At 66.0% G+C, this 11,582-nt stretch carries 11 protein-coding genes; 3 read left to right on the top strand and 8 right to left on the bottom strand.

Annotated elements, in window-relative coordinates:
- The first annotated feature begins 70 nt into the window (after positions 1 to 70).
- From L288_RS28375 to rsmA, 3 genes are read left to right on the top strand one after another with little or no spacing between them, the layout of a single operon-like run.
- Positions 71 to 1,456 (top strand): peptidylprolyl isomerase, encoded by a 1,386-nt coding sequence (locus L288_RS28375; RefSeq protein WP_021237558.1) that lies wholly within the window; start codon positions 71 to 73, stop codon positions 1,454 to 1,456.
- Positions 1,434 to 2,471, top strand: coding sequence for a 4-hydroxythreonine-4-phosphate dehydrogenase PdxA (pdxA, locus tag L288_RS28370; RefSeq protein WP_021237557.1), 1,038 nt, complete (start codon positions 1,434 to 1,436; stop codon positions 2,469 to 2,471). Before L288_RS28375 ends, pdxA begins: the two co-directional genes overlap by 23 nt.
- A complete protein-coding gene (gene rsmA, locus L288_RS28365; protein WP_021237556.1) occupies positions 2,461 to 3,303 on the top strand; it encodes a 16S rRNA (adenine(1518)-N(6)/adenine(1519)-N(6))-dimethyltransferase RsmA in 843 nt (280 codons plus the stop codon). The genes pdxA and rsmA overlap by 11 nt, the downstream gene beginning before the upstream one ends.
- A gap of 81 nt (positions 3,304 to 3,384) precedes the next feature.
- On the opposite strand, the gene L288_RS28360 is transcribed toward rsmA, so the two are convergent.
- The 8 genes from L288_RS28360 to L288_RS28325 all read right to left on the bottom strand — a co-directional run.
- On the bottom strand, positions 3,385 to 3,849 hold the full coding sequence (locus tag L288_RS28360; protein WP_031304098.1) for a GNAT family N-acetyltransferase: 465 nt from the start codon (positions 3,847 to 3,849) through the stop codon (positions 3,385 to 3,387).
- A gap of 75 nt (positions 3,850 to 3,924) precedes the next feature.
- The gene (locus L288_RS28355; protein ID WP_031304097.1) at positions 3,925 to 4,443 is read right to left on the bottom strand and encodes a tetratricopeptide repeat protein; all 519 of its coding nucleotides are present in this window, start codon (positions 4,441 to 4,443) and stop codon (positions 3,925 to 3,927) included.
- Positions 4,444 to 4,520: 77 nt separating this feature from the next.
- Entirely contained in the window at positions 4,521 to 5,696 is a 1,176-nt protein-coding gene (locus L288_RS28350; RefSeq protein WP_021237553.1) for an RsmB/NOP family class I SAM-dependent RNA methyltransferase, read from the bottom strand.
- A gap of 138 nt (positions 5,697 to 5,834) precedes the next feature.
- Entirely contained in the window at positions 5,835 to 7,292 is a 1,458-nt protein-coding gene (guaB, locus tag L288_RS28345) for an IMP dehydrogenase (RefSeq protein WP_021237552.1), read from the bottom strand.
- Positions 7,293 to 7,794: 502 nt separating this feature from the next.
- Complete coding sequence (gene ftsH / locus L288_RS28340) at positions 7,795 to 9,744, bottom strand: ATP-dependent zinc metalloprotease FtsH (protein ID WP_021237551.1); 1,950 nt, start codon at positions 9,742 to 9,744, stop codon at positions 7,795 to 7,797.
- A 75-nt stretch (positions 9,745 to 9,819) separates the two neighbouring features.
- Positions 9,820 to 10,011, bottom strand: a complete 192-nt coding sequence (locus L288_RS28335) for a hypothetical protein (RefSeq protein WP_021237550.1) — start codon at positions 10,009 to 10,011, stop codon at positions 9,820 to 9,822.
- 134 nt (positions 10,012 to 10,145) lie between these two features.
- Entirely contained in the window at positions 10,146 to 11,099 is a 954-nt protein-coding gene (gene tilS, locus L288_RS28330; protein WP_021237549.1) for a tRNA lysidine(34) synthetase TilS, read from the bottom strand.
- A 6-nt stretch (positions 11,100 to 11,105) separates the two neighbouring features.
- Positions 11,106 to 11,582 (bottom strand): tetratricopeptide repeat protein (locus tag L288_RS28325; protein WP_021237548.1); only part of this gene is annotated, 477 nt, incomplete at its 5' end.

The following is an 11,582-nucleotide window of genomic DNA, read 5'->3' as shown; positions in this document are numbered from 1 at the left end:
CTCCGCTCAGGACCGGTTAAGGCGGACCGGCGCATCACGCGCCGGACCGTATTGGAGAGTTTTGTCGACGATGCACCCAGTCGTTTCCCCGTCTGCCCGCCTTCGCCATTCCCTGCGCGCGGGCATGCATGCCCTTATACTGTCCTCCCTGCTGGCAGGCGCAACCGTATCGCCCCTGTCCGCGCAGACCGTGGACGACGATGACGGCGTCGCCTCGCAGCAGTTGAACCTGCCCAAGGATGTCACCGTCTTCGGCAAGAGCGACCCCAATGTCCGCAAGGCCACGGCGATCGTCAACGGCCGCATCATCACCGGCACCGACGTCGATCAGCGGCTTGCCCTGATCGTCGCCGCCAATGGCGGCAAGGTCGCGCCGGAGGAAAAGGAGCGGCTGCGCGTCCAGGTGCTGCGCAACCTGATCGACGAAACGCTCCAGATTCAGGAAGCTGCCGCCAACGACATCCGCATCGACAAGGCGGAAATCGACCAGAGCTATGAGCGCGTGGCCGCCAATTTCCGCCAGTCGCCCGCACAGTTTGACGAGTATCTGCGTAAGCAGGGCAGCTCTCCCGCCAGCATCAGGCGCCAGATTGAAGGCGAACTCGCCTGGAGCCGCCTGCTCCGCCGCAACATCCAGCCCTTCGTCAACGTGTCGGAGGATGAGGTAAAGTCCGTCATCGACCGGATGAACGCGGCCAAGGGCAGCGACGAATATCGCATCGGCGAAATCTATCTGTCCGCGACCCCTGAAAATCAGCAGCAGATCGTCGCCAACGCGCGCAACATCATCGAACAGATCAAGCAGGGCGGCAGCTTCGCGGCCTATGCCCGGCAATTTTCCGAAGCGTCCACGGCGGCGGTCGGCGGCGACCTTGGCTGGGTGCGCCCTGCCCAGCTTCCCGACGAACTGGCGAAGGCGGCGGGCGAAATGCAGGTCGGCCAGATCGCCGGTCCCATCAGCGTTCCGGGCGGCGTGTCGGTCATCTACGTCATGGACAAGCGCAAGGTGCTGACCGCCGATCCGCGCGATGCCCTGCTCAGCCTCAAGCAATTGTCGGTCAACTTTCCAGCGGGCACGACCAAGGAACAGGCCAGCGCCAGGGCCGCCAGCTTCGCCGCGCAGGTGAAGGCGATCAAGGGCTGTGGCCAGGCCAATGACCTTGGCGCGAAGATCGGCGCTGATGTCGTCGACAATGACAATGTGAAGGTGCGCGACCTGCCGCCGCAGTTGCAGGACATCCTGCTCGGCCTGCAAGTGGGCGAAGCGACGCCGCCTTTCGGTTCGATCAGCGATGGCGTGCGCGTGCTGGTGGTCTGCGGCCGCGACGATGCGGCTTCGGCGGCCGCGCCCAATCCCGCGCAGATCATGGCGCAGCTTGAGGAAGAACGGGTCAACAAGCGCGCGCGCATCTACCTGCGAGATCTCCGCCGCGATGCCGTCATCGACTATAACTGATCCTGCGGCGGACCGGCCGCAGCTTGCGCCCTTCGCCGTTCCGCTGGGCGACCCGGCGGGCATCGGGCCGGAAATCGTCGCGAAAAGCTGGGTCATGCGCGAAGCACGCGGTCTTCCCGCCTTCTTCGCGGTGGGGGACATGGCGTCTCTGCGCGCGGTATGGCTGGGGCCGGTAGAGCAGATCGCCGCGCCAGAGGAAGCCGCATCGGTCTTCAACCGCGCGCTGCCATGCCTTCAGGTCGCCGACGCAGGTCCGGTCGTGCCGGGAACCCCCAGCATCGACGGGGCCCGCACGGCCTTTCAGGCGCTGGAAGTAGCGGTCGGCCTTGCCAGGACCGGATCGGCCGCGGGCATCGTCACTGCGCCGGTCGGCAAGGAGCAGCTGTACGGCGTCGGCTTCACCCATCCCGGCCAGACGGAATTCGTCGCCGAACGCTGCGGCGTCGCGCCCCATAACGCCGTGATGATGCTGGCGGGACCGTCGCTCAAGGTGGTGCCGGTGACGATCCACATCCCCCTTGCCGATGTGCCGTCCGTCCTGACCGCCGACCTGATCCGCGCGCGCGCGGTCACGACCGTAAAAGGCCTGCAACGCAATTTCGGCATTCCCCGCCCCCGGATCGCGGTGGCCGGGCTCAACCCCCATGCGGGCGAAGGCGGCGCGCTCGGCCGCGAGGAAATCGAAATTATCGGCCCCGCGATCGAGGCGTTGCAGGCGGAGGGCATGAATATTCGCGGCCCGCTGGCGGCTGACGGCCTATTCCACAGCCGCGCCCGCGAAACCTATGATGCGGTGCTGTGCATGTATCATGACCAGGCGCTGATCCCGCTCAAGACGCTGCATTTCGATGAAGGCGTCAACATCACCCTCGGCCTGCCGATCGTGCGCACCTCGCCCGATCATGGCACGGCGTTCGGCATCGCCGGAACCGACAGCGCCAATCCCGGCGCGATGATGGCGGCGCTCAAGATGGCCGCCGAAGCCGCGCGCGCACGCCTGACCCATGGCTGCTGACACGCGGCCGGCATTGCCGCCGCTGCGCGATGTGATCGCCGCGCACAGGCTTCAGGCGAGCAAGGCGCTGGGCCAGAATTTCCTGCTCGATGAACAGTTGCTCGACCGCATCGCCGCCATTCCGGGACCGCTCAAGGATGCCCCCGCGTTCGAAGTCGGACCTGGGCCGGGCGGCCTTACCCGCGCGATCTTGCGCGCCGGAGCCCGGCTCGTCGCGGTCGAGCGCGATGCCCGCTGCCTGCCCGCGCTGGCCGAACTTGCCGAAGCCTTTCCCGCCCAATTGCGCGTCATTTCCGGCGACGCCATGCAGGTCGATGCCCGCGCCGAAGCTGGCGACGGCGCGCACATCATCGCCAACCTTCCCTATAATGTCGGTACGGCGCTGCTTGTCGGCTGGCTGTCGGCGGCATGGGAGCCGCTTCCCTGGTGGTCGTCGCTCACGCTGATGTTCCAGATGGAAGTGGCCGAAAGGATCGTCGCCAGACCAGACAGCGATCATTATGGCCGCCTCGCCGTGCTTGGCCAATGGCGCAGCGACGCGCGCATCGCCATGAAGGTGCACCGCAGCGCCTTCACCCCGCCGCCCAAGGTCATGTCGGCGGTTGTCCACATCACGCCCAAGGCAGCGCCGCAAGGGGTGCAACTCAAGACGCTCGAACGCCTCACCGCCGCCGCCTTCGGCCAGCGCCGCAAGATGCTGCGCCAAAGCCTCAAGGGCCTGCCCGGCGCTCTGGAAGCGCTGGAAGCAGCAGGCATCGACCCGCAACGCCGCGCCGAAACCGTCAGCGTCGACGAATATGTCGAAGTGGCGCGCCTTATGGACCGGGTTTAGCTACAGACCGGGCTCGCCCTGCACCGTTCGGTCTATAACCCTTCAAACCTTGCCCTTCAGCATCTGACTCAACCAGTCCCCTCACTCCGCAAGGTCAAGATGCAGAAACTGGTTGAACGCGCTTTTCTCATAGCTGCCGAAAGCGGCCCCATTTCTGAAGCCCCGCCGCCGATATAGCGCCAGAGCCGGTTCGAATGCCGCCCCGCTGCCCGTTTCCAGGCTCAGCCGCCGGATGCCACGCGCAACTGCGGCAGCGATAATGGTCTCCAGGATCGCCGCTCCAGCGCCTCTTCGCAGAAAATGCGGATGCGTGCGCATGGATTTGATCTCGGCCAAGCCCTCTTCCAAAATCTTCAAGGCGCCGACCGCCGCAATGTAATCGCCGTGCCAAGCCGTCCAGACCGTGACCGCAGGATTTTTCAAAGCCGGCAGGTCTAGGGCAAACACACTGCCTGGCGGCGAACTGGCGTGCATATCCGCAAGATGCAGCGCCAGCAGTTCGCGCGTCCCGTCACTGCTAAGATCGTCCTGCCGAATATCGAACATGCGGTGTTGCCCATGATGCGCCGCCAACTCCGCCGAACCGGCTGGCACCATGGGCGGCGCGGCAGGTAGCTTGGCTCAGGGCGTTTCTGTCGCCACTGCCTTGGGCACCGCCACCCCGTCCTTGGCGCTCAGCACGGTCGCGGGCGGGCCTTTCTCGATCGCGGCGGCCAGCTTTCCGACCACCGCGCAGTCGGTCTTGCAGACGCTTTGCGCCTGGGCCAGATTTTCCTTGGCCTTGGCGATCGCGCCCTTTTCGACCATCGCCTCGCCCTGGCCCACCAGCGCGCCGACATCGGTCGGATCGAGCAGCAGCGCTTCACGATAAAGGCGGATGGCCTTGCCCTGCAATCCTTGCGCCCGCGCCACCTGCGCCAGTTCTATATAGGCGCTGCGGTTGCGCGGATCGACCGCCAGCGCGGTTTCCAGCGCATCGGTCGCTGCCTGATAATTACCTGCCTTGCGCGCCGCCGTGCCCGCATGCTGCCATTCGACCGACAGGGCCGAAATCTGCGCGTCGGGGCGCTGGGAAAGGCCCGCGCTCGACACGGTGGTCAGCAAAGCGGCAAGGGCGATCGAGGCGGGGGTAAAACGCATGCACAACTCCAGCCATGTTTCAGGCGATGATTCCGCCCAAGTGTCGCCATTTTGCCGGGGCTTGTCCATGGTCTCTTTCAGCCCGTCCGCCGCAGCCGGGCGAAATAAAAGCCGTCCGTCGCATCATGCCCCGGCGTCAGCAGGATGCCGTGCCCATGCGCCCGTCCCATCGGCGTCATGACGGGCTCAGGCGTCCAGCCATCATGGCGTTCCAGGAAACTGTCCACCTGATCGCGCCCTTCCCTGTCCGTCAGCGCACAAGTGGCATAAACGAGCGCGCCGCCCGGAGCCACCAGCGGCGCGGCAAAGTCGAGTATCCGCGCCTGCTCCTGCGCCAGCCGGTCAAGCCTGGCGGGGGTAAGCCGCCAGCGCGCCTCAGGATTGCGCCGCCAGGTGCCGGTGCCCGAACAGGGCGCATCGACCAGCACGGCATCGGCCCTTCCGTGCAGATCGCGCACCGCCCTTTCCTCATGCCCCTGATCCAGCAGCAATGTCTGGATGAAGGTCGCCCCGGCCCGCACGGCCCGCGGCTCCAGCCGGGCGAGACGCGACCGGATGGTGTCCGCCGCGATCAATGTGCCCTGGCTCCCCATCGCGCTCGCCAGCGCCAGCGTCTTGCCCCCCGCGCCCGCGCAGAGATCGACGACCGTCATCCCCGGCCCCGCTCCGCACGCGGTGGAAATCAACTGGCTTCCGGCATCCTGCACTTCCACCAGACCCTGTTTCCAGGCGTCGCTCTGCTCGACGGGCCAGCCCTCAGGCAGGCGAAGCGCGTCGTCCAGCCCGTCGACCGGCACGGCTTCGGGCAACAGGGGCGCGACCTCCTGCCGCGCGGCCTTCAACCGATTGACGCGCAGGTCGACCGGCGCGCGGCCAAGCAGGGCCTGCTGCTCGGCAGGTTCGGCCAGCAGCGGCTGCAACCATTGCGGCACATCGCCTGCCTCTGCCCCCGCCTCCCGCGCGTCGATCGGCGCTGGCCCATGAGCGGACCCGTCGAACAGGGCGGCCAGATCGCCCCGCTCCCGCGCCAGCCCCACCATCGCGGCGCGCCCTGATGAAGGCCGTTCCGCCGCGCGGCGCACCGCATCATAGACATGATCGCGCACCGCCCGCCGGTCGCGCGATCCCGCATAGCGGCGCTCCTTGAAATAGCGCGCGATCAGCGTGTCCGCCGCCGGTCCACCATCCCGCGCCGACGCGATGATGGCGTCGAGCAGTTCGATCGCAGCCTGAATGCGGGCAGATGGGGTCATATACTACTCCCCCTCCCACGGCAGAGAGGGGCCGGGGGTGTCTGCCACGCCAGCGGCGCTTTGGGCGGAGAGCAGTAAGGCCCGCTTCGCTCGCGCCCACCCCTGACCTCATCCGCGTGCGGGAGAGGAATGAAGATGTCAGCGCGTGGGATAGTTGGGCGCTTCCCGCGTGATCGTCACGTCATGAACGTGGCTTTCGGACAATCCCGCATTGGTGATCTGCACGAAGCGGGCGCGCTCCTGGAGGTCCTTGATCGTGCGGCTTCCGGTATAGCCCATGGCCGCCTTCACGCCGCCGACCAACTGATGGATCACGTCCTTGGCGGGGCCCTTGAACGGCACCTGGCCTTCAATGCCTTCGGGCACCAGCTTCATCTGGTCCTTGATGTCCGCCTGGAAATAGCGGTCCGCCGACCCGCGCGCCATGGCGCCGACGCTGCCCATGCCGCGATAGCTCTTATAGGCGCGGCCCTGATAGAGGAAGGTTTCGCCCGGCGCTTCGGCCGTGCCCGCCAGCAGCGACCCCACCATGACGCATCCCGCGCCCGCTGCCAGAGCCTTGGCCACGTCGCCCGACGTGCGCAGGCCGCCATCGGCGATCACCGGAATGCCCTGCTTCGCCGCTTCATTGGCCGAATCCATGACGGCGGTCAGCTGCGGCACGCCCACGCCCGCGACCACGCGCGTGGTGCAGATGGAACCGGGGCCGATGCCCACCTTCACGCAGTCCGCGCCAGCGCCGATCAGCGCCTTGGTCGCTTCGGCGGTGGCGACATTGCCCGCCACGACCTGAACATGGTTGGACAGCCGCTTCACCGCCTCGACCGCGACGGCCACCTGCTTGCTGTGCCCATGCGCGGTGTCGATGACGATCAGGTCGCATTCGGCGTCGATCAGCGCCTCGCTGCGCTCCAGCCCCTTGTCGCCGACCGTCGTCGCGGCGGCGACGCGCAGGCGGCCCGACGCGTCCTTGGTCGCCTGAGGATAGGTGACCGCCTTCTCGATATCCTTGACGGTGATCAGGCCGACGCAATGATAATCATCGTCCACGACCAGCAGCTTTTCGATCCGGCGCTGGTGCAGCAGGCGCATCGCCTCATCCTGGCCCACGCCCGCCTTCACCGTCGCCAGATTGTCCCTGGTCATCAATTCGCTGACGGGCTGCTGCGGATTTTCGGCGAAGCGCACGTCGCGATGCGTGAGGATGCCGACCAGCTTGCCGCTGTCCTCGACGACCGGGATGCCGCTGATCCGGTGCCGCTCCATCAGCATCTGCGCATCCGCCAGCGTGGCGCGGGGGGTGATGGTGATCGGGTTCACCACCATGCCGCTTTCGAACCGCTTGACCGCCCGCACCGCCGCCGCCTGCTCCTCGATCGACAGGTTGCGGTGCAGGACGCCGATCCCGCCCAGTTGCGCCATGACGATCGCCATGTCGGCTTCGGTCACCGTATCCATGGCGGAGGAGAGGATCGGGATGTTGAGCTTGATCTGCTTGGTCACATGGGTGCTGGTGTCGGCCTGGCTCGGCAGCACATCGGACTCGGCGGGCTGCAACAGCACGTCGTCAAAGGTGAGGCCGAGGCGGATATCCATGTGAAAGCCACTTTCTGCTACGGGCCTTGGCGAAGGCCGGGGGGATTCGTGGCGGCCCATGTAACCATTAACCAGCAAAACAGCCAGACCTTAGCGGGCATTTTGTTGCGCAAGCGCGAAAAGCCGCTGTGGATGTAATTTTACGCGCAGAGGCGCAGAGGACGCAGAAGCCTTCCTCCCCGCTCAAAAGCGGCGCAGCCCCTCAAACCCTCTGCGCTCTCTGCGCCTCTGCGCGAAAAAATCACGCGGAGGCGCGGAGAATGGGGGTATCCAGCCTGCCGGGCTGAACATTTCAATCCTGGCTCCGGCGGGCCATCATTTTGATCAAAAAAGGAAGGGCTTCGAAAAGCTCACCCCGAACGGATGACCTGTGACCCGGCAGCGGCCGCCAACGCCACGGCACGACCTCTCCGCCGTCATCTCTCCGCGTCTCCGCGCCTCCGCGTGAATCAAAAAGGGCGCAGCCACCGGCCACGCCCCCTTTGCACCATTCAGCTAAACCTCAAGCCCCTGCCGGAGAAGGTTCCCCAAAGGGCCCCTTGCGCTTGCGCGTCTTGGGGATGGAGGAACCAGCCGCCGGCACCGCCGATGGCTTGATCGTCGTGCCGTCGTCGCGGGTGATCTCACCCTTGTCGAGCAGCGTCTTGATCTCCTCGCCGGTCAGCGTCTCATATTCCAGCAACGCGTTGGCGAGCAGATGGAGCTGGTCCTCATGCTCCGTCAGCACCGTCTTGGCGCGCTGATAGCCGCCTTCCACGATCGTGCGGATTTCGTGGTCGATGGCCTTGGCCGTCTCGTCCGACATATGGACGCGCTGGCTCTGGGAATAGCCGAGGAAGGTTTCCCCCTGCTGCTCCTCATATTGCAGCGGGCCCAGCTTGTCCGACATACCCCACTGGGTCACCATGTCGCGCGCCAGCTTGGTCGCATATTGGATGTCACCCGAAGCGCCCGACGATACCTTGTCATGCCCGAAGATGATCTCTTCGGCCACGCGCCCGCCCATGGCGACGGCCAGGTTCGCATGCATCTTGTCGCGGTGATAGCTGTAGCTGTCCCGCTCCGGCAGACGCATCACCATGCCCAGCGCGCGGCCGCGCGGGATGATCGTCGCCTTGTGGATCGGGTCGGACGCCGGTTCATGGACCGCGACGATGGCATGGCCCGCCTCATGATAGGCGGTCATCTTCTTCTCATCATCGGTCATGACCATGGAGCGGCGCTCGCTGCCCATCATGACCTTGTCCTTGGCGGCCTCGAACTCGTCCATCGCGACCAGCCGCTTGCCCCGCCGCGCCGCCATCAGCGCCGCTTCGTTGACAAGGTTGGCGAGATCAGCACCCGAAAAGCCCGGCGTGCCGCGCGCGATGGTGCGCGGATTGACGTCCGGCGCCAGCGGCACCTTCTTCATATGCACAGCCAGGATCTTCTCGCGGCCCTCGATATCGGGGCGCGGCACCACCACCTGACGGTCGAAGCGGCCCGGACGCAGCAGCGCGGGGTCCAGCACGTCAGGGCGGTTGGTCGCCGCGACGATGATGATGCCCTCATTCGCCTCGAAACCGTCCATCTCGACCAGCAGCTGGTTCAGCGTCTGCTCGCGCTCGTCATTGCCGTTGCCCAGGCCAGCGCCGCGATGACGGCCGACCGCGTCGATTTCGTCGATGAAGACGATGCACGGCGCATTCTTCTTCGCCTGCTCGAACATATCGCGCACGCGGCTGGCGCCGACGCCGACGAACATTTCGACGAAGTCCGAACCGGAAATGGTGAAGAAGGGAACGCCCGCCTCACCCGCGATCGCGCGCGCCAGCAGCGTCTTGCCCGTACCCGGCGAACCGACCAGCAGCGCGCCCTTGGGGATCTTGCCGCCCAGCCGCGCGAACTTGCTCGGGTCCTTCAGGAACTCGACGATTTCCTGCAATTCCTCGCGCGCCTCGTCGATGCCAGCGACATCGTCGAACGTCACCTTGCCATGCTTTTCCGTCAGCAGCTTGGCCTTGGACTTGCCAAAGCCCATCGCGCCGCCCGCGCCGCCGCCCTTCTGCATCTGGCGCAGGACGAAGAAGGCGATGCCAAGGATCAGCAGGAACGGCAGCGACTGGTAGAGCATGATCTGCCAGAAGCTCGGCTGCTCCTCCGTCTGCCCGGAATATTTGACGTTATAATCGTCCAGCAGGCCGGTCAGGCCCGGATCGTTCACGGGCACGGTGTTGAACCGCTGGCCGCTGCTCAGCGTCCCGGTGATCTTGTCGGGAGCGATGGCGACGTCCTTGACCTGCCCTTCCTGAACCTTCGACCGGAACTCGGAATAGGCAATGCCGGTGCCCGCCTGCGAAGCGGTCCGGCTGTCGAACATGGACACGAAAAGCAGCAGGGCGATAATCACGCCCGCCCAGATCATCGCGCTCTTGATCCAGGGATTGCCCTGGGGGTCCTTCTCGTCGTTCATTCAACACTCTCTTTCACCGGGCAAGATAGGATGCTCCGGCAAAATCGCAAGCTGGCGTAGAAGGATGCGCTGCGGTCAGCCGCCCACAAATTGCGAGAGGCCGATATAGCCCAGGATCAACGCCACCCCCGCCGAAAGGCCGCACAGCAAATAGCCTGCATAAAGCAGCAGGGGCGGGTGCGGGCGCGCCAGTTTCCGGTTACGTTGCGCTGCCGAAAGGATAACGCTGGCGAGCACGCCATAGGTCAGCGCCGCAAATTCGAACATGACTCACTTTCCAAGCTGGAGGGGGCTGTTCCCTTAAGCATGCAGGCTATTAAGGAAAGGTCATTGCGCTGCATCAATTCGACGGACCGTGGGGCATGCGCGATAACCCGTGGAACCTTTCCGAAACGATCCATTTACCGTCGCGGAGGAGCCAGCCTCACCCCCCATTGTTCGCCGCCTTTCAGCAGCACAGGACCCAGGCTGACCTGCTGCCCCGCCGATAGCGCGGCCATTGCCCGGTCGAGCGCTTCTCCACGCGGCGGCTGCGCATCCGGCGCGGCCAGGGCGATCATGCGCAGCAGCAGACGCCGCATGATCTCGCGCGGGAAGCCGGCGTCATCAAGGATCCACGCATTCCCATCCTGCCGCACATGGCGCGCCGCAAGATCGTCGGCCATCCAATCCAGCGCCTCGGCCGCTTCCGCCAGTGCGCCAGCGCTGCGCGCCGCCGTGACGGGATCGAGCCAGTCCACGCCGCTCAGCCGCTGCCGAATCGATGCCCGGTCAAAGCGAAGATCGCTGTTCGATGGGTCTTCTACATAAGGGATCGCCCGCCGCCGCACATAAGCGAGCAGGTGAGACCGCCGCGCGCCCAGCAGCGGCCGCAGCACCCTGCCCTGCCGCGCCCTGATCCCGGCGAGGCCGCCCACCCCGGCCCCGCGATTGAGCCGCATCACCATGGTTTCCAACTGGTCATCGGCGTGATGCGCCGTGAAAATCCAGTCGATCCCTCGCCCGGTGCGCCACTGTTCCAGCGCGGCATAGCGCTGCTCGCGGGCCCATTGCTGGACATTGCCCGTGACCGGCTCGGCGGGATGCAGGATGGCATGGGGAATGGCGCGGTCCCCGCACCAGGCGGCGACCATCGCCGCTTCCTCCGCCGAAGCCTGCCGCAAGCCATGATCCACCGTCGCGGCTTCGACCCGCCCCTGGAACAGCCGGGCGCTCAGGTCCAGCAAGGCCATGCTGTCGGGGCCGCCGGATACCGCCACCCCGAAACGCCAGCCCTCACCCGGTCCGGCAAGCCGCCCCGCCGCCCGCTCCAACAGGGCATTAAGGCCGGTCTCCTCCGGTTCGGGGCTGGCCATCTGGCCCTAGCTGCACTTGGCCTTGGCGCGCCCCTTGTCCATCATGCCGCGCAGGTTCGCGGGCAAGGTCGCGCCATAGACCTGCTCAAGCTCCGCATAGACCTTGCACGCGTCGGCGGGCTTCTTGAGCTGGATCAGCGCCTCGCCCAGCCAGGCCAGGCTGTCGGCAGCACGGTCGCCACGGGGGCGCTTCTGGTAGTTCTCGTAAAAGGCGACCGATGCCAGCGCGGGCTTGCCATCGTCCAGATAGGCGCGGCCCAGCAGATTATGCGCCCGGCTCGCGATGGAGGATGATCCGTATTTCTCGACCGTGGCCTTCAACTGCGCCTGCGCTTCGGGATAGAATTTCGCGTCCCACAGGCGGAAGCCGTAGGTGTAGGCGTCATCCGCCTCATTCCCCGTGGAGGGCCGCTCGATCGCCGCCACGGCCGCCTTGCGCGCTTCGCTGGCCCCGCCATTGGTGCCCGAAGCGGCGGCGGGCGT

This window comes from Sphingobium quisquiliarum P25 (assembly GCF_000445065.1).
GTDB classification, from domain to species: Bacteria; Pseudomonadota; Alphaproteobacteria; order Sphingomonadales; family Sphingomonadaceae; genus Sphingobium; species Sphingobium quisquiliarum.
This window is presented reverse-complemented; position numbering and strand designations above follow the sequence as displayed.